The organism is Intestinimonas sp. HCP28S3_D6 (assembly GCF_052065695.1).
GTDB lineage: Bacteria > Bacillota > Clostridia > Oscillospirales > Oscillospiraceae > Intestinimonas.
The window spans coordinates 87,370-112,014 of record NZ_JBQHTM010000002.1 but is presented as its reverse complement, the minus strand read 5'-3'; the positions used below and the strand labels follow the sequence as shown (position 1 = coordinate 112,014).

25 protein-coding genes, 2 tRNA genes and 1 riboswitch are annotated in these 24,645 nt (G+C 63.8%); of the genes, 7 read left to right on the top strand and 20 right to left on the bottom strand.

Going from position 1 to position 24,645, the window contains the following annotated elements:
• Positions 1–6: 6 nt before the first annotated feature.
• The 17 genes from eutL to ACTNBK_RS01480 form a co-directional block, all read right to left on the bottom strand.
• Positions 7–660: an ethanolamine utilization microcompartment protein EutL gene (gene eutL, locus ACTNBK_RS01560; RefSeq protein ID WP_441143007.1), complete on the bottom strand. Its 654-nt coding sequence runs from the start codon at positions 658–660 to the stop codon at positions 7–9.
• A complete protein-coding gene (gene eutC, locus ACTNBK_RS01555; RefSeq protein ID WP_441143033.1) occupies positions 657–1,520 on the bottom strand; it encodes an ethanolamine ammonia-lyase subunit EutC in 864 nt (287 codons plus the stop codon). The genes eutL and eutC overlap by 4 nt, the downstream gene beginning before the upstream one ends.
• A gap of 60 nt (positions 1,521–1,580) precedes the next feature.
• Positions 1,581–2,945: an ethanolamine ammonia-lyase subunit EutB gene (locus tag ACTNBK_RS01550; protein ID WP_441143005.1), complete on the bottom strand. Its 1,365-nt coding sequence runs from the start codon at positions 2,943–2,945 to the stop codon at positions 1,581–1,583.
• On the bottom strand, positions 2,942–4,327 hold the full coding sequence (locus tag ACTNBK_RS01545) for an ethanolamine ammonia-lyase reactivating factor EutA (RefSeq protein WP_441143003.1): 1,386 nt from the start codon (positions 4,325–4,327) through the stop codon (positions 2,942–2,944). The genes ACTNBK_RS01550 and ACTNBK_RS01545 overlap by 4 nt, the downstream gene beginning before the upstream one ends.
• A 196-nt stretch (positions 4,328–4,523) precedes the next feature.
• Complete coding sequence (locus ACTNBK_RS01540; protein WP_441143001.1) at positions 4,524–5,600, bottom strand: iron-containing alcohol dehydrogenase; 1,077 nt, start codon at positions 5,598–5,600, stop codon at positions 4,524–4,526.
• Between the two features lie 141 nt (positions 5,601–5,741).
• Complete coding sequence (locus tag ACTNBK_RS01535) at positions 5,742–7,025, bottom strand: ATP-binding protein (RefSeq protein ID WP_441142999.1); 1,284 nt, start codon at positions 7,023–7,025, stop codon at positions 5,742–5,744.
• 30 nt (positions 7,026–7,055) lie between these two features.
• Complete coding sequence (locus ACTNBK_RS01530; RefSeq protein ID WP_441142998.1) at positions 7,056–7,724, bottom strand: response regulator transcription factor; 669 nt, start codon at positions 7,722–7,724, stop codon at positions 7,056–7,058.
• A 111-nt stretch (positions 7,725–7,835) separates the two neighbouring features.
• The gene (gene phoU, locus ACTNBK_RS01525; RefSeq protein ID WP_441142997.1) at positions 7,836–8,474 is read right to left on the bottom strand and encodes a phosphate signaling complex protein PhoU; all 639 of its coding nucleotides are present in this window, start codon (positions 8,472–8,474) and stop codon (positions 7,836–7,838) included.
• A 1-nt stretch (position 8,475) separates the two neighbouring features.
• A complete protein-coding gene (gene pstB / locus ACTNBK_RS01520; RefSeq protein ID WP_441142995.1) occupies positions 8,476–9,231 on the bottom strand; it encodes a phosphate ABC transporter ATP-binding protein PstB in 756 nt (251 codons plus the stop codon).
• Between the two features lie 10 nt (positions 9,232–9,241).
• Positions 9,242–10,108, bottom strand: coding sequence for a phosphate ABC transporter permease PstA (gene pstA / locus ACTNBK_RS01515; protein ID WP_441143031.1), 867 nt, complete (start codon positions 10,106–10,108; stop codon positions 9,242–9,244).
• A 15-nt stretch (positions 10,109–10,123) separates the two neighbouring features.
• A complete protein-coding gene (pstC, locus tag ACTNBK_RS01510; RefSeq protein WP_441142993.1) occupies positions 10,124–10,990 on the bottom strand; it encodes a phosphate ABC transporter permease subunit PstC in 867 nt (288 codons plus the stop codon).
• Positions 10,991–11,093: 103 nt separating this feature from the next.
• Positions 11,094–11,963 (bottom strand): phosphate ABC transporter substrate-binding protein PstS family protein, encoded by an 870-nt coding sequence (locus ACTNBK_RS01505; RefSeq protein ID WP_441142991.1) that lies wholly within the window; start codon positions 11,961–11,963, stop codon positions 11,094–11,096.
• A 359-nt stretch (positions 11,964–12,322) separates the two neighbouring features.
• Positions 12,323–12,973 carry an HAD family hydrolase gene (locus ACTNBK_RS01500; RefSeq protein WP_441142989.1) on the bottom strand — a complete coding sequence of 217 codons (651 nt, stop codon included), beginning with the start codon at positions 12,971–12,973 and terminating at the stop codon, positions 12,323–12,325.
• 34 nt (positions 12,974–13,007) lie between these two features.
• Positions 13,008–14,372: an RNA polymerase factor sigma-54 gene (gene rpoN, locus ACTNBK_RS01495; protein ID WP_441142987.1), complete on the bottom strand. Its 1,365-nt coding sequence runs from the start codon at positions 14,370–14,372 to the stop codon at positions 13,008–13,010.
• A gap of 152 nt (positions 14,373–14,524) precedes the next feature.
• Positions 14,525–14,878, bottom strand: coding sequence for a sigma-70 family RNA polymerase sigma factor (locus ACTNBK_RS01490; protein ID WP_441142985.1), 354 nt, complete (start codon positions 14,876–14,878; stop codon positions 14,525–14,527).
• Positions 14,859–15,089 carry a hypothetical protein gene (locus ACTNBK_RS01485; RefSeq protein WP_441142983.1) on the bottom strand — a complete coding sequence of 77 codons (231 nt, stop codon included), beginning with the start codon at positions 15,087–15,089 and terminating at the stop codon, positions 14,859–14,861. The genes ACTNBK_RS01490 and ACTNBK_RS01485 overlap by 20 nt, the downstream gene beginning before the upstream one ends.
• Positions 15,076–15,276: a hypothetical protein gene (locus ACTNBK_RS01480; protein ID WP_441142982.1), complete on the bottom strand. Its 201-nt coding sequence runs from the start codon at positions 15,274–15,276 to the stop codon at positions 15,076–15,078. The genes ACTNBK_RS01485 and ACTNBK_RS01480 overlap by 14 nt, the downstream gene beginning before the upstream one ends.
• Positions 15,277–15,379: 103 nt before the next feature.
• Between ACTNBK_RS01480 and ACTNBK_RS01475 the strand changes: the two genes are divergently transcribed.
• A tRNA-Thr gene (locus ACTNBK_RS01475) sits at positions 15,380–15,455 on the top strand.
• 11 nt (positions 15,456–15,466) lie between these two features.
• Positions 15,467–15,551, top strand: a tRNA-Tyr gene (locus ACTNBK_RS01470).
• A 597-nt stretch (positions 15,552–16,148) separates the two neighbouring features.
• Here the strand turns inward: ACTNBK_RS01470 and ACTNBK_RS01465 are convergent.
• Positions 16,149–17,807 (bottom strand): ribonuclease J, encoded by a 1,659-nt coding sequence (locus ACTNBK_RS01465; RefSeq protein ID WP_441142980.1) that lies wholly within the window; start codon positions 17,805–17,807, stop codon positions 16,149–16,151.
• 357 nt (positions 17,808–18,164) lie between these two features.
• Positions 18,165–18,343: riboswitch (cobalamin riboswitch) on the top strand.
• Positions 18,344–18,451: 108 nt separating this feature from the next.
• On the opposite strand from ACTNBK_RS01465, the gene ACTNBK_RS01460 reads away from it, so the two are divergent.
• The 5 genes from ACTNBK_RS01460 (at position 18,452) to ACTNBK_RS01440 (ending at position 22,068) form a co-directional block, all read left to right on the top strand.
• Positions 18,452–19,576 (top strand): ABC transporter substrate-binding protein, encoded by a 1,125-nt coding sequence (locus ACTNBK_RS01460; RefSeq protein WP_441142978.1) that lies wholly within the window; start codon positions 18,452–18,454, stop codon positions 19,574–19,576.
• Positions 19,563–20,651 carry a FecCD family ABC transporter permease gene (locus tag ACTNBK_RS01455; protein WP_441142976.1) on the top strand — a complete coding sequence of 363 codons (1,089 nt, stop codon included), beginning with the start codon at positions 19,563–19,565 and terminating at the stop codon, positions 20,649–20,651. The genes ACTNBK_RS01460 and ACTNBK_RS01455 overlap by 14 nt, the downstream gene beginning before the upstream one ends.
• A complete protein-coding gene (locus ACTNBK_RS01450; protein ID WP_441142974.1) occupies positions 20,648–21,436 on the top strand; it encodes an ABC transporter ATP-binding protein in 789 nt (262 codons plus the stop codon). Before ACTNBK_RS01455 ends, ACTNBK_RS01450 begins: the two co-directional genes overlap by 4 nt.
• 74 nt (positions 21,437–21,510) lie before the next feature.
• Entirely contained in the window at positions 21,511–21,732 is a 222-nt protein-coding gene (locus tag ACTNBK_RS01445; protein ID WP_441142972.1) for a DUF1653 domain-containing protein, read from the top strand.
• Positions 21,733–21,735: 3 nt separating this feature from the next.
• Positions 21,736–22,068: an arsenate reductase family protein gene (locus ACTNBK_RS01440; RefSeq protein ID WP_441142970.1), complete on the top strand. Its 333-nt coding sequence runs from the start codon at positions 21,736–21,738 to the stop codon at positions 22,066–22,068.
• 739 nt (positions 22,069–22,807) lie between these two features.
• Here the strand turns inward: ACTNBK_RS01440 and ACTNBK_RS01435 are convergent.
• Both ACTNBK_RS01435 and ACTNBK_RS01430 read right to left on the bottom strand, forming a co-directional pair.
• Entirely contained in the window at positions 22,808–23,719 is a 912-nt protein-coding gene (locus tag ACTNBK_RS01435; RefSeq protein WP_441142969.1) for an NYN domain-containing protein, read from the bottom strand.
• A gap of 21 nt (positions 23,720–23,740) precedes the next feature.
• Positions 23,741–24,550, bottom strand: a complete 810-nt coding sequence (locus tag ACTNBK_RS01430) for a M55 family metallopeptidase (RefSeq protein ID WP_441142967.1) — start codon at positions 24,548–24,550, stop codon at positions 23,741–23,743.
• Positions 24,551–24,645: the final 95 nt, after the last annotated feature.

Below are 24,645 nucleotides of genomic sequence, written 5' to 3'. Positions count from 1 at the left end.
CGGTCCTTACAGTTCTCTGGGATGCTGGGCGATATCCAGCACCGCCGCTGCAAACGCCTCACAGGCGGCCTTGCAGGCGCTCTGGGTACCGGTGAGGAGCCCGCCGCCGAAGTTGGTCTCGCTGGGTGGCTCAAAGAGGGCGGCCAGGGTCACATCCGCCACCTTCATGGCCTCGTCCAGCCCAACCACCGCCTCCAGGGGCGGCGCGATGAGGTAGGCCAGGGCCTCCCCCTCCCGCACCCCGGCGGTCTTGGAGAGGTAGCTCCCCGTCCGGGACACGGTGTGGGCGAAATAGACGATGGAGTCGTCGGCGTTGGCGGAGCGGAAGCCCACCCCGCTCTCAAAAAACTCCACCGCCGTTCTGAGCCCGCTCTTCACCTCGGAGGGGTTGGGCCCGGCCAGGATGCCGATGACCTCTCCCGCCAGTTTGGTGTTGGCGTTGGCCGCCCCGGCGTAGAGGCTCCGGCCATAGACCACCTCCACGGCGGCGGCCTTGGTGGCCTCGTCCAGGGCGCAGTAGGTCACGTCGTCGCTGTCGGCGGTGAGGATGCCGATGGACCGGAACTCCGGCCTTAAACCCAGCTTCTCCGCCAGGGACTCGGACACATTGGCTATGGTGCGGGTGGCCAGAGCGTTACATTTGAGAAGATCTCCCGTCATGCCCCCACTCCTCTCGCCAGCTCGATGCCGGAGGCCTTTTTCTCCAGCATGGTTTTGATGAGCTCCGCAATGTGGGCGCCGGCCTCCACCGCCGTTGTCCCCTGCCTGTGGATATTGGAGATGACGGTCCGCTTGGACTCCGGGATGCCGATGTGGGCCCCGTAGGTGAGGTAGGCCGACATGGACTCCGCCGTCACCAGGCCGGGCCGCTCCCCCACCAGCATGCACACCACCTCCGCCCCGGTGAGCTCACCGATGTGGTCGGAGGCACCCACCCGGCAGTACTTCACAAAGAGGGTGGGCCCGGCGTCGATGCCGTAGCTCTTCAGGCCCGCCCGGATGGCCTCCATACAGTCGGCGGCGTTGGCCTCGATGGCGGCGGAGCTGAGGCCGTCCCCCACCACCAGGGCCACCTTGGGGGCATGGCCCAGGGTCTTCTGGATGATGGCCTGCTGTTCCTCGTCAAAGCGGCGGCCCTTGTCGGGCCGGGTCAGGTACTCGTCCTTGTCCTTGCACAGGGTGTGGAGAGGCACATAGCCCTGGGCCTTCACAAAGTCGTCGCTGACGTGGGAGAAGACGGAATCCTGGGCAGCGGCGTGGTCGCACCGCATGCGGAGCATGGTTTCCGTCTTGTACCGGGCCCCCGCCCTTCCCATGCCCAGCCGGGCGGGGGTCTTGGCCTTCAGTTCCAGGAAGGCGGGGCCGTTTTTCGGGTTTTTGACCAGGTAGAGCCGCCGCAGGTCGATGGCGGCGATGTCCTGGAGCTCCCCGCCCTCGGCTGCCGGGCCGGGCTCCATGGGGTGATAGTCGGACCCCTTCACCTGGGGGGTGGGGGCCTGGCCCATCAGGTCGGCTACCATCCGCTCCACCAGGGCCCGCAGTTCTTTTTCATTTACAGCCACAGAGTTTCACCCTCCTTGTTATGCCAGCAGCACCGAGCCGTCCCCGGCCAGGGGGGTGAGCTTTCCGTTCGCCACAAAGCCCATCTTCTCCAGCCAGTCCTGGAAGGGTTTGATGGCGGTGAGGCCGAAGAGCTCTCGCAGGGCGGCGGTCTCGTGGTAGCCGGTGGTCTGGTAGTTGAGCATCACGTCGTCGCCGTGGGGGATGCCCATAAAATAGTTGCACCCGGCGGCAGTGAGGAGGACGGCCAGGTCCTCGATGTCGTTCTGGTCGGCCTTCATGTGGTTGGTGTAGCAGGCATCGCAGCCCATGGGAACACCGGTGAGCTTGCCCATAAAGTGGTCCTCCAGCCCCGCCCGGATGACCTGCTTGGAGTTGTAGAGGTACTCCGGGCCGATGAAGCCCACCACGGTGTTGACCAGGAAGGGCGCAAAATGCCGGGCAAAGCCGTAGCACCGGGCCTCCATGGTCACCTGGTCCCAGCCGTTGTGGGCCTCGCTGGAGAGCTCGGAGCCCTGGCCCGTCTCAAAGTAGAGGACGTTGGGGCCGGTGGCGGTGCCCTCCTTCAGGGCCAGCGCCCGGGCCTCGGCGATGGTGTCGGCGTTGAAGCCGAAGGCCTCGTTGCCCTTCTGGCTCCCGGCGATGGACTGGAAGATGAGGTCGGCGGGGGCTCCCCGGCGGATACACTCCATCTGGGTGGTGACGTGGGCCAGCACGCAGGTCTGGGTGGGGATGGCCCAGCGCTCCTTCACCTCCTGGAACCGCTCCAGCACCCGGGTGACGCTCTCCACCGAGTCGTCCACCGGGTTGAGACCCAGCACCGCGTCCCCCACCCCGAAGGTGAGACCCTCCAGCAACGAGGCCAGGATGCCGTCGGGGTCGTCGGTGGGGTGGTTGGGCTGGAGCCGGGCCGACAGGGTCCCCGGCTCGCCAATAGTGGTGTTGCAGGTGGCGGTGACCCGGATTTTTTTGGCGGCGTAGATGAGATCAAGGTTGCTCATGAGCTTGGCCACTGCCGCCACCATCTCGCTGGTGAGTCCCCGGGAGAGCCGCCGGATGGCCGCCCCGTCATTTTCCTCGGCCAGCAGCCACTCCCGCAGCTCCCCCACGGTCCAGCTGCGGATTTGGGCAAAGATCTTTTCGTTGATACCGTCCTGAATGATGCGGGTGACCTCGTCCTCCTCATAGGGGACGGCAGGGGCATTGCGCAGGTCGGCCAGGGTCAGATTGGCGAGCACCACCTTGGCCGCCACCCGCTCCTCGGCGTTCTCGGCGGCGATGCCCGCCAGCCGGTCCCCCGACTTCTCCTCGTTGGCCTTGGCCATGACCTCCCGCACTGTGTGGAAGTCATAGACGCGGCCCAGCAGCTTGGTCTTTAAAATCATAGGTTCCTCCTCTCCCGGCCTTCCCCGCCGGGTACACTGTTTGAAAAGGCCAGGGTCTTCACCACCACCGGCAGCACGCTGCCCCCGGCCACGGGGGCGCCGATGTCGATGTAGTCCCCCTCTTTGACGCTCACCCCGTCCAGGCAGAGCAGGGGACCTTCGCCCCCCATGGCCTGGCCCAGGACCTTGGCCATGTCCCGCTCCACCACCACCACGGGAAAGTACCCCGCCCCCCGCAGGGGCTCAAGCCCCGCCCGCAGGCCCCGGGCCAGCTCGGCCACCCGCTTGTAGGGGGGCGACACCTCGCCGGTGAGGGCCAGGGCCACCTGGCATAACCCCTCCTGGTCGGCGTACCGCCTGAGCTTCCGCTCCACCGCCGCCGCCAGGGTCTGGGCGTCCCCCGCCTCCTCTCCTTGGGTGAGCCGAAGGACGGGGAGATTTTTCAGGGGGAAGGCCACCTCCCGGCAGTGGATGGTGGAGCCGGAGACCTCCACCGAGTGGGCCCCCGCCCCCACCACCGTGGCCCGGATGGTTTCGGCGCCCCGGACCAGTTCATAGCCCGCCCCCTCCAGCCGCCGCCGGAGGGCGGGCCCCAGCAGAGGGCCGATGTCCCCAAAGGCCCGCCAATCTGACGGTGGGGCCCACATGCAGTCGGCCACTCCTCCTGAAAAGGAGAGGACCTTTACATCATTTGGAATGGCCCGCGCCAGCACCTCCGTCATGGCGTCCAGGAGGGGGGCCAGGTCGGCGGCCTCCACCCGCTGCCCCAGGGCCGGCACCAGACCGGACCAGGGTGCCAGCACCGGAGAGCGGTAGACTACCCGGCCCTCCCGGTCCAGCTTCAGAAGCCGCCCGCCGATGTCCAGACAGTCGGTGTCCAGAAGGGCGCCATTGTCGTAGAGAGCCAGGTTAGAGGTGCCGCCGCCGATATCAAAGTGTAATACCTTGCACCGATGCTCCCTAGAGTATTCATCCGCCCCCGCTCCCCGGGCGGCCAGGATGGATTCCAGGTCGGGTCCGGCGGTGGCCACCACGAAGTCCCCGGCAAACTCCGAGAGGGCGGCCAGGACGGTCCGGGCGTTCTCCTTCCGGGCGGTTTCCCCGGTGATGATGACCGCCCCCGTCTCCACCTCCTCCCGGCGGAGCCCCGCCTTTTGGTACTCCTCCGCTACGATGGACCGGACGCCATCGGCGTCGATGACGGTATCCGAGAGGAGTGGCGTAAAGTGTATGGCGCTGCGGTAGACGATCTCCCGCTCCGTGATGGCCACCCGGGGCACCGTGAAGGGGCTGGCCCGGTTTTCCAGAGTCAGGTGGGAAATCACCAGCTGTGTGGTGGAGGTGCCGATGTCAATGCCTACCGACCGAAGTGTTTCTCTCATTCCGGCACCTCCACCACGGGGTCCCCGCAGCGCGGGGCGGGCGTCAGCCCGTAAAATCGGAGCATTGCGGAGGTTTTCCGCAGGGGCAATTCATTTGCCCCGAGGATGTGAAGTCTAAGAAAGGGGCCCCCAGGCTGCCCCGCAGCCTGGGGAGGCAATGTGCCAATGTCAATGCCCACCGATTTCAGGGTCTCCCTCACGGCCGTCCCCCCAGTTCCCCGGCCCGGGCGAGCAGGTCCTTGACCTCCGCCGCCGTCATGGGTAAGGGGTTGGCCGCCATGCAGCCGTCGGCCAGAGCGGCGGCGGCCAGGTCATCCAGAGCCGCCTTCAGTTCCTCCGGCTCCACAGGCAGCCGGTCGGGGAGGCCGAGGGCGGCGCGCAATCGGGCCAGAGCGGCGGAGAGGGCCCTGGGAGTGCCCGCCAGGCCGCAGAACTTGGCCAGGGCGGCATACCGGGCCGCCGCCCGACGGTCTCCGGCGTTGCGGAGGACCACAGAGGGCAGCAGCACAGCGTTGAGCCGGCCGTGAGGCAGGTGGAACCGCCCTCCCAGGGCGTGGGCCATGGCGTGGCAGACCCCCAGCCCGGCGGCATTGAAGGCCATGCCCGCCATGCAGGAGGCCAGGAGCATGTCCCCCTTGGCCCCCAGGTCCCCGGCGAAGGCGGCGGGCAGCCGCTCATAGGCCAGGGCAAAGGCCTTTTCCGCCAGGGCGTCTGAGAAGGGACTGCTCCCCTTTGCCACAAAGCCTTCGGCGGCGTGGGTGAGCACGTCCATACCGGTGTCGGCGGTGACCTTGGGCGGCACCCCTTCCAGGAGGCTGGGGTCCAGGATGGCGGTCTCCGCCAAAAGCCCCTCCTCCACCAGGGGGTATTTGATGCCCCGCTCGGTGTCGGTGAGGACGGCGAAGGAGGTCACCTCGCTGCCGGTTCCCGCCGTGGTGGGGATGCACCACAGGGGCGGGCGGCCCTTGGAGAACCAGCACATGGCCTTGGCACAGTCCATGGGGGAGCCGCCGCCGAAGGCCACCACCGCATCGGGCCCAAAGCCCTCCAGGGCAGCCACCCCCTCCGCCACCAGCTTCAGGGAGGGGTCGGGCTCCACCTTGTCAAAGACCTCCACCGGCCCGGTGAGCCGCTCCAGGGCCCGTTTGGCCAGGCCGGAGGAGGAGAGAAAGCCGTCGGTGACCAGCAGCACCCGCTTCCCCGCCAGCCTTTCCAGGGCGCCCAGCGCCCCCGGGCCGAACCAGATCTCCGGCCGGATCGCAAATCGTTCCATACCCGTCCTCTTTTCTTGCCTTGATGGGGTTAGTATGGCAAAAGAAAGCAAAAATATAGGCCCCGGATAAAAAATCCGGGACCAACACAAAAAAGCCCCCGCAGGAACGGTGTGTTCCTGCGGGGGCAGCGTAGGTTTGATTTACTGTGCCACCTTGGCGCTCTCCTCGGCGGGACGGAAGGTCATGGTAAAAGTGCTCCCCTTGCCGGGGGTGCTCTCCAGGGAGATGGTGCCGCCGTAGAGGAGGACGATGTGCTTGACGATGGCCAGGCCCAGACCGGTGCCGCCGGTCTTGCGGGTCCGGCCCTTGTCCACCCGGTAGAACCGCTCAAAGACCCGCTCCTGGCTCTCCTTGGGGATGCCGATGCCGGTGTCCTTAACCACGATGTCCACCTTGTCCGCCTCCCGCTTCACGGTGACGTCCACCCGGCCGCCGGGCTCGTTGTACTTGATGCCGTTCTCCATCAGGTTGGTGAGGAGCTCCCGGAGCCGGCTGGGGGCCATGGCCACCTGGGCGTCGTCGCCGGAGATGTTCACGGTGATCTTGCCGTCCTGGGCCGCCTGCTCCAGGGCGGTCCTGCACTCCTCCGCCACGGCCAGCACGTCGGCCCGGTCGTCGGGCTGGGGCATGACCACCGACTCCAGCTCGGAGATCTTTAAAACGTCGTTGATGAGCTCGATGAGCCGGTCCACCTCCACGCCGATCATGGAGATGAAGCGCTTCTGGTCCTCCGGGTCCTTCACCATGCCCGAGTTCATCATGTCGGTGAATCCCTTGATGCTGGTGAGGGGGGTCTTGAGCTCGTGGGAGACGTTGGCGGCAAATTCGCTGCGGACGATCTGGAGCTTCTCCCCCTCCTGCTCCAGGGCCTCCTCCTTCTCCTCCAGAGGCTGTGCCGTCTTCTGGGCCAGCTTCCGGGCCAGGAGCAGGGTGAGGATCAGGGCCACCGCGGCGGCCACCAGGAAGCCCACCAGGCCCTGGAAGAAGAGGGCGTTGATGGAGGAGATGGGCATGGAGATGCGGCCGATGTTGCCGTCGGTGAACTGCTTGGCCTCGTAGAGCAGGGTCTCGCCGGTGGTCTCGCTTTTCCGCTCGGCCTCGCCCCAGCCGGTCTCCATGGCGGAGATGACCTCGGGCCGGTCGGCGTGGTTTTCGGTGACCTGGCCGTAGGTGTCGGAGAGGACGGTGCCGTCGGGGGCGATGATGGTGAGGCGCTTATCGGGGGCGGCCTCCTGGAGCTGGACGGCCCAGGCCTCAGGATCGGTGTAGTAGTTCTGGGCGTCCATCAGGTCCAGCAGCTCCACCAGGGTCTGCCGGGCCGCCGAGATCTCCCGGTCCCGGTAGGCCCACACCCCAAAGAGGCTGGAGAGGGCGATGCCCAGGGCCGCAATGAGGAAAAAGTAAGTAGTCAGACGTCTTTTCATGAAAACCTTCCTCCAAAATCGAGGGTCGGGTCAGACCATTTTGTAGCCCACGCCCCGCACCGTCTGGATATAGCCCTCCCCCAGCTTCTGACGGAGGGTCTTTACGTGCATGTCCACCGTGCGGGTCTCGCCGGCAAAGTCGTAGTCCCACACCGCCTGGAGGATGTCGTCCCGGGTGAGCACCATGCCCCGGTGGACGCACAGCAGCCGCAGCAGCTCGAACTCCTTGTAGGTGAGCTCCACCAGCTGCCCGTTCTTCCGCACCTCTCGGGCGGCGGGGTCGATCTCCAGGTCGCCGCAGGTGAGTACGCTCTCCGCCCTGGGGCGGCCGGCCCTGCGCAGCAGGGCCTTTACCCTGGCCTGGAGCTCCATGATGCCGAAGGGCTTGACCACATAGTCGTCCGCCCCCGTCTCCAGACCCTTTACCTTATCCATTTCGGAGGTGCGGGCGGTGAGCATGAGCACCGGCGTGTCCTCCAGCCGGGTATCGGTGCGGATGCGCCGGAGGATCTCCAGCCCGTCCATGCCCGGCAGCATGATGTCCAGAATGAAGAGGGAGGGCTTGTAGTCCTTGCCCTTTTCAAAGTACTCCTCCCCGGACTCAAAGCAGGCCACCTCGTAGCCCACGGAATGGAAATAATAGCGCAGCATCTCCCGGATGCTCTCATCGTCTTCGATGATCACGATGGTCTCCGCCATGGGGACACCCTCCTGTCGTACTGATGGTGCGGCCGCCGGCCGCCCAGGGCCTCATTGTCCAGTCCCAGCATATCACCTGGGGACCGGTCTTGCAAGCCCATCCGGTCCGCCTTACAGCTCGCCGGTCACGCAGAAGATGGCCCACTGAGCGATGTTCACGGCGTGGTCGGCCACGCGCTCCAGGTACTTGGCGATGATGATGAAGTCGATGGAGCTGTCGGCCTCGTCCTTGTTCTCGGCCACCTCCTCGATGAGCTCGCTCTTGATCTGCTGGAAGAGCTCATCCACCTCGTCGTCCAGGTTGATGACGGCGTGGGCGGTCTCCAGGTCCCGGCCGGTGTAGGCGCCGATGGCCTGCCGGAGCATGAGCCCCGCTTTGCACGACATGACGCCGATGTCCTGGGGCACCTTCACGTTCCCCTGCTTGGAGAGGAGGAGGGAGATCTCGGCGATGTTGGCGCACTGGTCGCCGATGCGCTGGAGGTCGGTGACCATCTTCATGGCCGCCGAGATGGCCCGCAGGTCCCGGGCCACCGGCTGCTGCCGCAGCAGGAGCTGGAGGCAGCGGTTCTCGATGTCCCGCTCCATCTGGTCCATGGAGGAGGTCATGTCGATGGCCGCCTTGGCGGTGGACTCGTCGTCACTGGAGAGGCTCTCGGTGACCACGTCGATGGCGTCCTGGGCCACCCGGGCCATGACGGTGAGGGATTCGTTGAGCTCCAGGAGCTCCGCGTCAAAGGTCTTTCTCATATCAGCCAAACCTCCCGGTGATGTAGTCTTCGGTGCGCTGGTCCTTGGGTACGGAGAACATCTGCTCCGTGTCGCCGAACTCGATGAGCTCACCCAGCAGGAAGAAGGCGCACTTGTCCGAGATACGGGTGGCCTGCTGCATGTTGTGGGTGACGATGACGATGGTATAGTCGTTCTTCAGATCGGCGATGAGGTCCTCGATCTTGGAGGTGGAGATGGGGTCCAGGGCGGAGGTGGCCTCGTCCATCAGGAGGACGTCGGGCTCCACGGCCAGGGCCCGGGCAATGCAGATGCGCTGCTGCTGGCCGCCGGAGAGGCCCATGGCCGACTTCTTGAGCCGGTCCTTCACCTCGTCCCAGATGGCGGCGCCCCGGAGGGACTTTTCCACGATCTCGTCCAGCTTGGCCTTGCTGCGGATGCCGTGGGTGCGGGGGCCGTAGGCGATGTTGTCGTAGATGGACATGGGGAAGGGGTTGGGCTTCTGAAAGACCATGCCGATCTGCTTGCGCAGCCAGGTCACGTCCACGTCGGAGGAGTAGATCTCCCGGCCGCGGTAGCGGACGCTGCCCTGGATGGTGACCCCGGGGAGCAGGTCGTTCATCCGGTCCAGGGTCTTGAGGAAGGTGGATTTGCCGCAGCCCGAAGGGCCGATGAGGGCGGTGACCCGCCGCTCGGGGATCTCGATGTTCACATGCTTGAGGGCCTGGGTCTGACCGTAGAAGAGGTCCAGGTCCTTGGCGGTCAGGATGGGTTCCATATTGTTTCTCCTATCCCCGCGCCTTCTTGAGCTTCCGGCCCAGAAGGTTGGCGGTCAGGTTGATGATGAGGGTGAGGAGCATGAGGATGGCGGCGATGGCGAAGGCCACGTCGAACTCCGCCCGCTCCTTGGCGTAGACGTAGAGGGCCACGGTGAGGCTGGCGCCGGAGGAGTGGAGGAAGTTGTCCATGGAGGAGAAGAAATTGTTGAGGCTCATGCCCATGCCGGCGGTGAAGAGGAGGGCGGCCGACTCGCCCACGATGCGGCCGATGGAGAGGATGCACCCGGTGACGATGCCGTCGATGGAGGAGGGCAGCACCACGGTGCGGATCATGTGCCACTTGCCGGCACCCAGGCCCAGGGCGCCCTCCCGGTAGGACTGGGGCACCGTCTTGAGGGCCTCCTGGGTGGTGCGGACGATGGTGGGCAGGGTCATGATGACCAGGGTGAGGGAGCCCGCCAGCAGCGAGGCCTTCAGGCCCAGGAACTGACAGAAGAAGAGCATGCCCACCAGGCCGAAGATGATGGAGGGGATGCCGGTGAGGGTCTCGGTGGCAAACTCGATGGCGGCCACCAGCCGGCGGTTGCGGGCGTACTCGGTGAGGTAGACGGCGGCGCCCACGCCCAGGGGCAGGATGAAGATCAGGGTCACCACCACGATATACACCGTGTTGAGGATGTTGGGCAGGATGCCGATGGTGTCCTTGATATAGCTGGGCTCACTGGTGAGGAAGGACCAGGTGATATGGGGCAGGCCCTTGACGAAGATATAGCCGATGACGAAGAGCAGCAGGGCACAGGTGAGCACTGCGCAGAAGTAGAGCAGGAAGCGCAGCACCAGATCATAGGGCTTTCTCCTGCCGGAAAGCGGCTTCATTTCAGTCACAGAATATCACCCCTTCTTCCGTTTGAGCAGAGAGTTGAGGACTACGTTGATGAGCATGATGAAGAGGAAGAGCACCAGGGCGATGGAGAAGAGGGCCTGGCGCTGGAGGCCGGAGGCGTAGCTCATCTCGCTGGCCACGGCGGTGGTGAGGAAACGGACGGAGGAGAAGAGCGTGGGCATATTGGCCACGTTGCCGGCCACCATGATGACGGCCATGGCCTCGCCGATGGCCCGGCCGATGCCCAACACGATGGAGGCAGCGATGCCGCTGGAGGCCGCCGGGACGCTGACCCGGAAGATGGTCTCGATGTGGGTGGCGCCCAGGGCCAGGGAGGCCTCCTCATACTCCTTGGGCACCGCCTTGAGGGCGGTCTCAGAGACGGAGATGATGGAGGGCAGGATCATGATGGCCAGGACGATGATGGCGCAGAAGAGGCTGGCGCCATCGGGCAGGTTGAAGAGCTCACGGACGGCGGGCACCAGCACCATCATGCCGATGAGGCCGTAGACCACAGAGGGGATGCCGGCCAACAGATCCACCGCGGTGCGCACCACTCTGGCCAGCCTTGCAGGGGCCACCTTGGCCAGAAAGACCGCCGTCATAAAGCCCACCGGCACGCCCAGCACGATGGCGCCGGCGGTGCCGTAGATGGAGGTGAGGATAAAGGGCAGGATGCCAAAGGAGGGCTCGGCGGCGGTGGAGGCCCACTTGGTGCCGAAGAGGAACTCCACCAGCCCGATCTCTTTGATGGCGGGCAGGCCGGAGATGATGAGGTAGACGCTGATAAAGAGGACGAACACCACGGCGATGAGGCCGCAGAGGAAAAACACCGCGTTCATAAAGACTTCCATGGGGCGCAGCTTCTGTTTCATGGGGATATCGGCCTTTCTCTAGTTTTGGACGTACGGAAAGAGCCCCCTCGCGGACCGAGGGAGCTCTCGTTCAGGCGGTCTCAGTCCGGTCTGAGCGTTCCGTTTAGGCCACGGGCACAGCGCCCGCGCCGGCGATCAGGTCGGAAGCCTCAGTGGAGGTGGCCCAGTCAACGAAGGCCTGGGCGGCATCGGAGAGCTCGGTGCTGTCGCTGAGGATGAAGTTGAAGTTACGCTGGATGGCGTAGGTGCCGTCCAGGACGGTCTCCTCGGAGGGAGCCACACCGCCCACGGTGAGGGCCTTCACGGTGTCGTCCACGGCGGACAGGGAGGCGTAGCCGATGGCGTTGGGGTTGGAGGCCACGTTGGCGATGACCTCACCGGTGGAGGTCAGCTCGTTCTGGTAGACGCAGGCGTCCTCGGTGCCGGTGATGGACTCGAAGCCGTCACGGGTGCCGGAGCCGGCCTCACGGCCGATGGGCACGATCTGGCCGTCGTTGCCGCCCAGGTCGGACCAGTTGGTGATCTCGCCGGTGAAGATCTGGGCGATCTGCTCGATGCTCAGGTCGGCCACGGGGTTCTCAGGGTTGACAATGATGGCGATGCCGTCCTTGGCTACGGTGATCTGCTTCACGCCGGTCTCGTCGTCCTTCAGGTCACGGCTGGCCAGACCGATGTCGGCGGTGCCGTGCTGGGCGGAGGTGATGCCGGCGCCGGAGCCGGAGCCGGTGTACTGGACCTGCACGTCGGGCTGGACCTCCTTGAAGGCCTCGATCAGGGAGCCCATGACGCTCTCCATGGAGGTGGAACCGTTGGTCACCACGGTGCCGGAGAGCTTGGTCTCCTCAGCGGTCTGAGACTCGGTGGCGGGGGTGGTGGTCTCGGGGGCGGGGGTGCTGGAGGAACCGCCGGAGCAGCCGGCAAACAGGCTCACGCAGAGGGCCGCGGAGAGCAGCATAGCAAGTGTCTTCTTCATGATGATCTCATTCTCCAATCCATTTGGTATTCGGGTTTGATCTCTTAGTTTCCCTTGGAACGGCTATCAGTATACCGGCCTTTTGTAAAGTCTGCCTCCCCGGATCTGTAAAGTCTTTGTAAGTCCGTTTTTCCCGCTGTTTTTTGTAAAATCCTTGCGTCGTCTCCGATTTTACATTTCCTCTTTCGTCTATTTTGCCCCATTTTTCTCCCGCCTATTGGTCACGGGACGGTTTTTTGTTCCTTTTTTCTACTTTACATTTCTCCCACAGCCGCAAAAAGCAGTGTGCGCCGGACCCCTCTTGCCGGGTCCGGCGCACACAGACTTTACATTCGGTTTTGTATGGTTCCCGCCCGACTTTACAGACCCAGGAAGGCCCGCAGATCGGTGAGATCGGGGGCGATGTGGACGTGGGGCAGGTCCCGGAAATCCTCCGCCGGGGTGGTGCCGTTGAGGACGGCACAGAAGTCGGTCCCCGCCGCCGCTGCGGTCTTGGCATCGATGACGGTGTCACCGCAGTAGAGGGCCTCCCCGGGCGCCACGCCCAGCTTTCCCAGGACGGTGTTGAGCCCCTCCGGGTCGGGCTTGTTCCGGCTGACCATATCGCCCCCCACGATGAAGGCGAACTTCTCCGCCAGGCCGTGGCCGGCGAAGATGTCCCGCAGGGTGCCGGTGTGCTTGGTGCTCACCACGGCGGTGGGGACCCCCGCCTTTTCCAGGGCCAGCAGCAGCTCCTTGGCGCCGGGGCACAGGGGGGTGCCCGCCGCCTGCATGGGCCGGGCCACCTTGGAGAACTCTGACCGGAAGGTGTTTCGGCCAGCCTGGCTGTCGTCTCCGGTGAGGAGGGTGTAGGCGTCCTCCAGCACCATACCCACGGTGTGCCGGACGGTCTCCCGGTCGGGGATCGGGTGTCCCATAGCGGTCATACCCGCTTTGAAGCCGGCATAGATGGCGTCGGTGGCGTCCCCCAGAGTGTAGTCAAAGTCAAAGATCACTGCCTTGTAGTCCATGTGTCAAAACGCTCCTTGTGTGTATGTTCTCCCGTCACTCGTACTGCTTCCGTCCGGTGGTGCTGGGGATGCCCAGCTCGTCCCGGTACTTGGCCACGGTGCGGCGGGAGAGCTCGCAGCCCTCCCGACTCATGAGCTCGCAGAGCTTCTGGTCGGAGAGGGGCTTCTTCTTGTCCTCCCCGGCGATGAGCTTTTTGAGGAGGGCCTTGGCGGCGTCGGGCGAGGAGGCATCGGCGCTCCCCCCCAGGCTCCGGGAGAAGAAGTAGCTCAGGGGGTAGACCCCGCTGGCGCACTGGATGTACTTGTCCTTTCCCGTCCGGGAGACGGTGGACTCGTGGACCCCTACCCGCTGGGCGATGTCGGCCAGGGACATGGGCTTGAGGTGGCCGGGCCCGTGGCGGAAGAAGTCCTCCTGGAGCTCCAGGATGTGCTCGGCGCACTGGAGGAGCGTAGACCGGCGCTGCTCGATGGAGCGCACCACCCACTTGGCCTGCCGCACCTTCCCCATGAGGTACTCCTTCACCTCGCTGTCCTCGCTGTCCTTGAGCATGCGGCAGTAGTAGCTGCTCACGTTCAGGGACGGGAAGAAATAGTCGTTGGTGAGGATCTCAAAGTGGTCGGGGAAGTTGACCACAAAGATGTCAGGATTGATATAGGTGAGGTTCTCCCGGGCGGCAAAGCCGCTGCCCGGCCGGGGATTGAGGCTTCGGATGACCTCGCAGGCGGCGTGGACCTCCTCCTGGGTCACGCCTAGTGTCTTGGCGATGAGGCCATACCGGTTCTTGCTCAGGGCCTCCAGGTGGTCCTTGGCGATCTGGATGGCCAGGGCGTTGTCCTCGTGCCGCCGCTGGAGCTGGAGCACCAGACACTCGGAGAGGTTCCGGGCGCCCACGCCGGCGGGCTCCAGACTCTGGACCACCGCCAGGGCCTTTTCCACCACCTCCATGGGCTGCTCCATCTGAGTGGCCAGATCTTCCAGAGGCTCGTCCAGCCAGCCGTTCTGGTTGAGAGACTCCACCAGAAAGCGCCCTGCCGCAAGCACTTCTGGGGAGAGCTCCATGACCTGGAGCTGAGAGAGCACATACAAATAGAGGTTTTCCTCCGTCTCATCGGCGTTGCCGTAGTTGGAGATGGGGTCCTTCCCATCGTCCTCCGTGTCCTGCTGATGATAGACCCGGTTCTGGGTGTCGGTGGACTCCAGCCACTCCAGCTTCCGCTGGAGCACCGAGGCCTCATCCTGACTGCCGTACTTCTCCTCCATCTCCAGCACCGGGTTTTCCTGAACCTGGTTTTCAATGTACTCCAGAAGTTCCTGGGAGCCCATCTGCAGAATCTCCATCGACTGCATCATCTGCGGTGACAGCGTCTGGGTCTGCTTCATTGACATATTCAGTTCCACACTTCCGCCCCCTCTTGCATACCAACATACATACTTTATCAGTATAGCAAATTCGAGCGGAAAAGACAATCTTAGCCCTCGTAGAAAAGGGTAGAAATCCTGTTCCATTTCCTGACTTCCATATGCCCGGAAGCCCCTCCGGGCGCCGGCCCTCACCCTGTACGTTCTGATTTTGGGCGCGATTCAGGACCTGTCTCTTCCTCCAGCAGCCGCCCGTCGCTGTAACGCAGGCACCGCCGGAGCCGGGCCTCCCCCCGCTTGATGGTGCGGGAGACCGTGGACTTGTTCACCCCCATCTGCTCGCCGATCTGACGCATGTTCAGGCCCTGCCCGTAGTAGAGCAGCAGAAACTGCCGCTGGCGGGCGGTGACGTCCTGCCGCAGCGCCTTGGCCAGATTTTCCTTGAGCTTGTCCAGCTGCTGGACGTTGTCGGCCGCCATCTCTCTGGTATAGACCGCCATGTCGGCGGCGTAACTCAGGCCCCGCTTATAACGTGTATTTGCCATTGCGGCGATACCCCCTGTCATAGTAGCGTTCACACAGGACGGCCAGATCCCTGGCCTCCCGCCACATGACCGTGAGCATGCGGATTCTACCCTCCATGGTGCTCCTCTGGTCAGGGTCCAGCTCCGGCAGCTGCGCCTGGAGTTCCCTCAGGCGTTGCCGGAGAACCGTTGCCTGGGCCCGATATTCGACGGAAATCTCAATCAGTGTCATCGTTTGCTCTCTCGTCCTCCAACCCTTGTTGTTCTGCGGCACAGGCCGGACACAGGCGGCCGCCGTTCTCCCAGAGAACGGGGTCATACCGGTACAGCTCCCCGCCGCAGCGCCGGCAGTAGGCCGCCGGCCTGGCGCGCTGGACGTCCCGCAGCGGGTACGCCCGGGTCCTCCCTCTCCTCGTCATGCTCCTCCCCAAAAAAGTTGCACGTTTTTTTCTTTTACCTGTTGACAATCAGCCTCCTTTCTGCTAGAATAAACGTCGCTGCGGACGAGCGCACATCTCATCTGCTGGTGTAGCTCAGCTGGTAGAGCAGCTGATTTGTAATCAGCAGGTCGGGGGTTCGAATCCGTCCACCAGCTCCACAACTTCATATGGAGGAGTTCCCGAGTGGCCAAAGGGGGCAGACTGTAAATCTGTTGTCGTCGACTTCGGTGGTTCGAATCCACCCTCCTCCACCACGTCGGAGCAAAGTTCGCTTTGCTCCGACGCTTTTTTATGCTTTGCATGAAAAAGCGTCATCCGCCCGCTTCCTTGCTCCTCCTCTCCAAACCGCAACCGCTACGCTGGGTTGCGGTTTGGTGGCCGCCCTGCGGGCGGCTTTTCATCTGCGGTGACCCCGTCAGGGGTTGCCGTTTTTCTTTTGCGAAGGTGGATTCGAAAGCCGGCTCTTGGCGGTGCGCCGGTGGCGCGCCGCAACCGGCGCGGTTTTTCCGCAGAAAAGCGAATCCACCCCCACTGTCTCCCCTTTCTATCTTTCTGACAAGAGGTAAAAGTGGAACAGAAAACAGAATTTTCTCCATCTTTGTGCACAGTGTGTGGAAGTAAAAAAGCTCCTCATCTCCTCTCTCCGTACCGCCAAAAGTGGTACCACTCAGAAACCGCCCCGCTGATTTTATATAGAACATATGTTCTATATCGTGCATGTATCATAGCACCATTTCGATACCAACGTCAATGCAACTTTCCGGTTTTTTCCTCGCTCCCTCCCCGGAAAAGTACGCAAAAAAGGACCGCCGTTCTCTCGAACAGCGGTCCTTTTTCATTTCGATTGGTCCTCAGACCTCCATGATGACAGGCAGGATCATGGGGTTGCGCTTGGTCTTTTTGTAGAGGAAGCCAGACAGGTCGCTCTTGATCTCGCCCTTGATGGCGGACCAGTCGGTGGTGTGGGTGCGCTCGCAGCGCTCCAGGGCCTCCACAGCCACCCGGCGCAGCTCCTCCATGAGCCCCTCGGACTCCTTGACATAGACGAAGCCGCGGGTAATGATGTCGGGGCCGGAGACCACGGCGCCGTTCTCGCCGGACATGGAGGTGACCACCACGATCATGCCGTCCTCGGCCAGGTGCTTCCGGTCACGAAGAACCACGCTGCCCACGTCGCCCACGCCGTAGCCGTCCACAAAGACCTTGCCAGCGGGGACAGTGCCGTTGAGCTTGATGGAGTTGTGGGTGACTTCGATGATCTTGCCGATGTCACTGATGACGATGTTCCGGGGGTCCATGCCCATCTCCTGGGCCAGCTTGGCATGGATCTTCAGGTGGCGCTGCTCGCCGTGGAGGGGGATGAAGAACTTGGGCTTGACCAGGGCGTGGATGATCTTCAGCTCATCCTGGCAGGCGTGGCCGGAGACGTGAAGCTCCCCTGCCCGCTCGTTGACCACCTCGGCCCCTTTGCGGTAGAGCTCGTTGATGACGTTGCCGATGGAGTTCTCGTTGCCGGGGATGGCGGAGGCGGAGAGGATGACCCGGTCGCCGGCCTGGATGTCCACCTGCTTGTGGGTGGAGAAGGCCATGCGGGTGAGGGCGGACATGGTCTCGCCCTGGCTGCCGGTGGTGATGATGCACACCTTGTTCTTGGGCAGGCTCTTGATGTGGTTGACGTCCACCAGGGTGCCCTCAGGGATGTTCATATAGCCCAGCTCGGTGGAGACCCTCAGGGCGTTCTCCATGCTCCGGCCGGTGACGGCCACCTTCCGGCCGTACTTGGCGGCCACCGAGATGACCTGCTGGATGCGGTCCACGTTGGAGGCGAAGGTGGTGACGATGATGCGCTGGTCGCAGCCCCGGAAGAGGGCGTCGAAGGAGGCGCCCACGCACCGCTCGCTCTTGGTGTAGCCGGGCCGCTCCACGTTGGTGGAGTCGCACAGCAGGGCCAGGACCCCCTTCTTGCCCAGCTCTCCCAGCCGGGCCAGGTCGATCATGCCGCCCTGGATGGGGGTGGAGTCGATCTTGAAGTCGCCGGTGTGGATGACGGTGCCGATGGGGGTCTTGATGGCGAAGGCCACGGCGTCAGCGATGGAGTGGTTGACGTGGATGAACTCCACGGAGAACTTGCCCGCCTTGACCACCTCGCCGGCCTCGCAGGTGATGAGCTTGGTCTTGTCCAGGAGCCGGTGCTCCTCCAGCTTCAGCTTCACCAGGCCGGCGGTCATGCGGGTGGCGTAGATGGGGGCGTTGACGCTGCGCAGCAGATAGGGGATGGAACCGATGTGGTCCTCGTGGCCGTGGGTGAGGAAGATGCCCCGGATCTTGTCCTGGTTCTTGATGAGGTAGGTGAAGTCGGGGATGACCACGTCGATGCCGTACATATCGTCGTCGGGGAAACCCATACCCACGTCCACCACGATGATGTCGCCGCCGTACTCATATACCGTCAGGTTCTTGCCGATCTCGTTGAGACCGCCGAGAGAAATAATCTTCAGTTTTTCTGCCATAAAAGTATGCTTACACTCCTTTTTTCAGTCGATGGATGGAAGGGATGCAGGCACAGGGGCGCAGCAAAACAAAGCCAGAGATCCGCTCCGCGCTTTCCGGCCCTGCCTCGCCGGAAAAAGAGAGCGCTCCCCCGCTGGAAGCCGCGACGCCCTATCCTGTTTTTGCCTTATAATCAGTGCCGGAGCACATAAAGCCATAAAAAGACGGTCCGTCCCCACCGTTGGAGCGGCGGGGGAAAATGACCCATTACGCGTAGTATACCACATTCCACAGGGAAAGTATACAAGAAATTTGTCCGTTGCCCCATCGAGAAGGATTGCGCTTCCAGTGGAGATATGCTATACTGGCCGTGCTGAACTGAATATGCTGCGTCTGGTGGAGCAATGCGCTCTGAAAAGGGAAGCGGGGTGAGAGTCCCCCACAGCTACCACTACTGTGTAAGGCGACAACTGGCCATATGCCACTGTGTAAACGGGAAGGCGGCCACGCGGATGAACCGAAAGTCAGGAGACCTGCCAGACTGCAATACGGGGGAGATTTTCCGGGTTAGGGGGAATTGCCTTACTTTCAGGATCTTGCTCTGTATGCAATTCAGGGCAGGATTTTTTTATTTCCCATACGGGAAGAGAAAGGAAGGCATCCCATGAAAAACCTGTGGAAACGCACCGCCTGCGGCCTGTTAGCCGCACTGATGCTGCTGGGCGCCGGCTGCTCCGGCCAGCCCGCAGCATCTCCCGCCCCAGCCGAGACCACACCTGTCCCCTCCGAGACGGCGGAGCAGACCAAGACCACCACCTTTGTGGACGATCTGGGCCGGGAGCTGGAGCTGGAGCTGCCCATCACCCGGGCCTGTGTAGCCAACCGCTACAACAACGAGCTCATCCGGGCCGTGGGCGCCGGAGACTGCGTGGTGGGCGTGGATATCTACACCTCCCAGGACAGCGTGTACTGGCCCCAGTTCGGCGAGGATGAGACCTTCGGCAAGGACGAGTACGACTATGAAAAGATCGTCTCCCTGGCCCCCCAGGTCCTGATCGTGCCCAAAAACGGTAAGGTGGAGGAGTCCATCGAGGCCCTGGAGCCCTTCGGCATCCAGGTGGTGGTCATCACCGGCTGGGACAACTCCGACGTGCCCAAGCAGATCCGCCTGTGCGGCACCCTCTTCGGCAAGGAGGAGCAGGCCGAGGAACTGGTGGACTTCTATCAGGGTCCGGTGGACTACATCAACCAGCAGCTCCAGCAGGTGACAGAGCGCAAGACGGTCTACTGGGAGTACGGCGGCGACTACACCACCTGTATCCCCGGCACCTCCAATGACGGCTGGCACAACATGATCCTCATGGCCGGCGGCGAGAACATCTTCGGTGACGCCTCCCTGGCCGGCAAGGACATCGACCCGGAGCAGATCCTCCTGGCCGATCCCGACCTCATCGTGAAGATCTACGCCGGCGAGGTGGTGGGCAACAGCGGCGTCTTTACCGCCCCGCCCCAGGAGGAGTTCGCCACCAAGGCGGAGGAGATGCTCAAGCGGGAGGGCTGGAGCGACCTGACCGCGGTGAAGGAGGGCAATTTCTACCTCAACACCGCCTTTATGAGCGGCGGTCTGGGCAAGATGATCGGCGCGGCCTACATGGCCAAGTGGCTCTATCCCGACCTGATGACCGAGCTGGACCCGGACGCCATCTTCACCCAGTGGATGGCCTATCAGGGCTTTACCCCCAACGCCCCCCACTACTACCATATGCCCGCCCAGGATGCGGCCGCCTGAGCCGGAGGAGCGGACCGCCGCCCTCAGCGGCCGCTATCTGGCCCTGAGGGCCCGGAAACGGCTATGGCTGTGCCTGGCAGTCCTGCTGCTCCTGGCCGCCGCCCTGGCCGCCTGCTGCATGGGGGTGGCCGACCTGACCCCCGGCCGACTGCTCGCCACCTGGCTGCCGCCCCTGCGCCCCCTTCTGGGGAGCGCCCCCCTCACGGAGACGGAACAAAACGTCCTGCTGATGCTGCGGCTGCCACGGGTGGCCATGGCGGTGGTGGCCGGGGCCGGATTGGGCTGCACCGGCACCGTAATGCAGGCCATCACGGGAAACGCCATGGCCAGTCCCTTCACCACCGGCCTCTCCAACGCCGCCGCCCTGGGCGCGGCGCTGGTGGTCCTCTTCGGCGGCTTCCCGGTCTATCTCCAGGAGAGCGCCATGGTCCTGGCGGCCTTTATCATGACCATGCTGTGCGCCGCGCTGGTCTACGGCATCTCCTCCCTGCGGGGCCTTGGGCCGGAGACCCTGGTCCTCACCGGCATCGCCCTCAACTACCTCTTCAGTGCCGTCAACTCCAGCATGCAGTACATCGCCAACGAGCAGCAGCTCCCCGCCATCATCCACTGGACCTTCGGCAGTCTCACCGGCGGCAGCTGGTGGGACGTCGCCATCATGGCCCTCTTCCTGGCAGTGGTCTACCCTCTCTTCGCCTCCCGGGCCTGGGCCATGAACCTCATGTCCTCCAACGGCGACGAGAGCGCCGCCGCCCTGGGGGTCCACGTGCGCAACACCCGCCTGGTCCTGGGCGTGGGCGTGGCCTTTCTCACCGCCTCCGTGGTCAGCTTCACCGGCATCATCGGCTTTGTGGGGCTGGTGGCCCCCCATATTGCCCGCTTCCTCATGGGGGGAGACCACCGGTATCTCCTCCCCTTCTCCGCCCTGTGCGGGTCCATTCTGGTGCTCGTCGCCGACACCGTGGGGCGGGTGGCCTTCTCCCCCACCACCCTGCCGGTGGGGATCGTCGTCTCATACGTGGGGGTTCCCCTCTTCCTGTACCTCATTCTGAGAGAGAGGTGGGGCAGAGCATGAGCGCTTTGGAACTCTCCGGGCTCTCCTTCTCTTACCGGCAGCACCCCGTCTTCCACAGCATCTGTCTTTCTGTGGAGGAGGGCCGTTTCTGCGCTCTGCTGGGGTCAAACGGCGCCGGAAAGACCACCCTGCTCAAATGTGTCAACCACCTGCTCCGGCCAAGCGAAGGCCGGGTGCTGTGGCGTGGTGTGGACACCGGCCGTCTCACCATGCGGGAGCGGGCCCGGATCTACGGCTACGTCCCCCAAAATACCCAGGTCAGAGCGGGACTCAACGTTTTCGAAACCGTCCTCTCCGGCCGCCTCCCCCACATGGGCCACCGGGCCTCCCCCGCCGATGTGAACGAGGTCTCCTCCCTGCTGGAGGAGCTTGGTCTGGCAGAGCTGGCTTTCCGCCCCCTCCACCAGCTCAGCGGCGGGGAGCGACAGCGGGTGCTCATCGCCCGGGCCCTGGCCCAGGCCCCGGAGGTGCTGCTTCTGGATGAGCCCATCAGCAGTCTGGATCTCCGGTATCAGTACGAGATCATGGACCTGCTGCGCCGGGTCTCCCGGGAGCGGGGACTCACCGTAGTGGCCGTCCTCCATGACCTGAACATGGCGGTGGAGTATGCCGACGAGCTGGCCCTTCTGAAAGCCGGACAGCTGTACGCCAAGGGGACGCCCCGACAAGTACTGACGGAACAGGCCGTGGAGGATGTATTCGGCATCCGCATGGAGCTGATGACCATAAAGGGCCGTTCTGTCCTGCTGCCGGTCCGGGACGCCGTGGCGCCCTCTTCCCCGTGATCTTCTCCTTTTCAAGGGGCACTCCTTATGCTACAATGGAGAGACCATTCTGACTTTTGAGAGGAGCTGTCTGCATGGAGGAGATCCGGCCCGGCCGTTACCGCCACTTCAAGGGGAAGGAGTACCGGGTGCTCTACACCGCCCGCCACTCCGAGACCCTGGAGCCCATGGTGGTCTACCAGGCCCTCTACGGGGAGCGGGGCATATGGGTCCGCCCCGCCGCCATGTGGGGGGAGCACGTGGAGCGGGAGGGCTATTCCGGCCCCCGCTTCACTTATCTGGGCGAGGAGGCATAAACCGTGAACATCCAGATCTTTGGCAAAAACAAGTGCTTTGACACCAAGAAGGCCCAGCGGTATTTCAAGGAGCGGGGCGTGAAATTTCAGGCCATCGACCTTCTGAAGTACGGCATCAGCCGCGGCGAGCTCACCAGCGTGAAGAACGCGGTGGGGCTGGAGGCCCTGCTGGACCCCAAGGCCGCTGACGCCGCCCTGGTGACCTACCTGGCCTACGACGAGGACAAGCTGGAAAAGCTGCTGGAGGACCCCAGGCTCCTCCGCACCCCCATCGTCCGCAACGGGAAGCAGGCCACCGTGGGCTACTGCCCCGAGGTGTGGAAGACCTGGACCTGAGGAGGCCCTCCATCCGAACCGGGCGCGCTCATAAAACCTTCCCCCTGAAAGGGGGAAGGTTGATGGCCCTGCGGCCTTGCGCTCTTTGTGGGGCATGGTTTCCCAGGCGCGCCAAACCACATACAAAAATGGGGCCCCCGCGCGAGCCCAGCGCAGCGGGTCGCGTGGGGAGAGGACGAGCAAGGGAGCGGAGTGAGAAATGCCCGACAGCCGGGGAAACCCCACAAGGCTGACCAGCCTTGTGGGGAAAGAACGAACAGTGGAACGAGCGAGACCTGCCCACAAGGGCAGGGCGAGGGATGTGAAACTTGTGAGGATGCAACGGTGCGGACTTTGCGAGGACGACAAAACCCGTTTCTTTTTCCCTGCTGGAAAAAGAACGGTTTTTGCAATCCAAAAAAAGGGGCTCCCAAGGGGGTTAGGTGGCTCCAAATAGGAATCCGGCGGCCCGTCTTTACGCCCCCATTGAGCACCAGCCCCGTCTACGGTAGACTACCTGGTTGGAACAGGGACAAGCCGTGGTCCTATCCAACATTTTTTCGCCGCCTGCGTAGGTGGTTATCGCAGCGTGATGGCGCTGCCCGATATTTCTTCTATTGGGGGGCTCAGCTCCGTCCCTCTTCACTCTTCACTATTACCTCTTCCTTTGTCTGTGGGGCGCGACGCCCCGGCGCGCCTGCCCTACCGCACAAAAACGCCCCTCCGGGCTGGTCAAGCCAGCCCGGAGGGGCGTTGCGTCTTATTTCCGCTTCTTATCTCTCAGGTAGATGTGCTTCGTATGCGGATTGCTGGTCTGCCGCACATCCACTTCAAAGCGGTCGATGCTCTTGATGAGCTGGGTCAGCTTGGAAAAACCGTAGTTCCGGGGATCGAAGTCGGGCTGCTGCCGGATGAGCAGGTTGCCCAGCTCCCCCATGAAGGCGTAGCCGTCCTCGTCGGCGATCATGTCCATGGCGTCGGCGATGAGGTGGACCACCTCCTTGGGCACCTTCTTCTGGGCGGGCGCCGGGGCGGGCTGGGGCTCCGGTTCCGGCTCGGAGGCAGGCGCCGGGGCGGGCTCCGCCGTCTTTTTCCGGCCATTCTTGCCACCCTTGGCGGTCTCCGTCTTGGGGGGCTCCGGCTCGGTCTTGGCAGGTGCTGAAGCACTCTCCGCCGCCTGGGCCGCCACCTCCTGCTCCGCCGTGGCCAGGGCGGCCTTGGCCTCCGCCCGGATGACCTCAATATAGATGAACTTGTCGCAGGCCACGATAAAGGGATTCGGGGTCTTCTTCTCCCCCATGCCGATGACCTTCTTCCCCGCCTCCCGGAGCCGGGTGGCCAGACGGGTAAAGTCAGAGTCGCTGGACACCAGCACGAAGCCATCGCAGCTGCCGGTATACAGGATGTCCATGGCGTCGATGATCATGGCCGAGTCGGTGGCGTTTTTGCCGGTGGTGTAGCTGTACTGCTGGATGGGGGTGATGGCGTTCTCCAGCAGGATGGGCTTCCAGGAGGCCATGTTGGGGGTGGTCCAGTCCCCGTAGATCCGCTTCACCGTGGGGGTGCCGTAGACGGCGATCTCGGCCATCACGTCCCGCATGGCGGTGCGGGAGGCGTTGTCGGCGTCGATGAGCACCGCCAGGCGCAGGCTCTGGTCGTTCTGCTGTGGCATATGGTCCCTCCTTCCGGCGGCTCAGCCGTCGCTGAGCACGAAGTGGTAGAACCGGAGCATCTCATACCAGTCGTCGGTGGAGAAGCACACCGTCTTGCCCTCCTCCAGGGTGGCGCCGGGGTAGAAGCTCTTGGAGTAGGCCAGCTTGTGCTCCCGGAAGCGGATCTGACTGTCAAAGTGGTCGGGCATGGGCACCTTACACTTGTGGGCCTTCTCCACCGCCTCCTTGGCTCCGGAGCGGATGCGCTCCACCGCCAGGTCTGGGTGGATGGACAGCACGCCGCCGCCCACGCCCTTGTTCACCGGCACGGTGACCATCTCGGGAATGAGCTCCTTGGCGAAGTCGCACAGGTCCTGGTCACCGGAGAGGAAGGCCACGGGCACGCCGTAGTACCCGGCGGTGTAGGTATTGATGAGGAACTCGCTGGCCAGGACGCCGTTGAGCAGGACGTGCTCATTGCGCAGGTTCATGGTGTGGGAGAGCGGGTTGCCGGGGCAGGAGGCCCAGGCGTGGTAGCCGGTGAAGAGGACCGCCCCAAAATCGTCGGTGTCCAGGCCGGACATCATGGAGAGGAGGTCGCCGGTCCAGCCCCGGAGGATGTGGACCTCCTTGGGGAGGGCGGAGACGTCGATATTCCGGGCGGAGTCGTGGGCGTCCTTGAGGAGGATGCCTTTGGCTCCTCCCTCCAGCGCGCCCTTGCAGGCCGCCTTGACCTCCCGGGTCATCTGCTTCTGGAAGGGGCGGTAGTCGTCCATGGTGGAACGCTCGGTCTCCGACCAGTCGGTGATGCCGCAGGTGCCCTCAATATCGGCACTGATGAATACATTCATGGGAAACATTCCTTTCCTTTCAAGTGTGCGCGTCAGGAAAAAAGGACGCCGGCCGGCGTCCTTCTTTCCTGACGGGGCGGCCTCCCGGCCGCCCC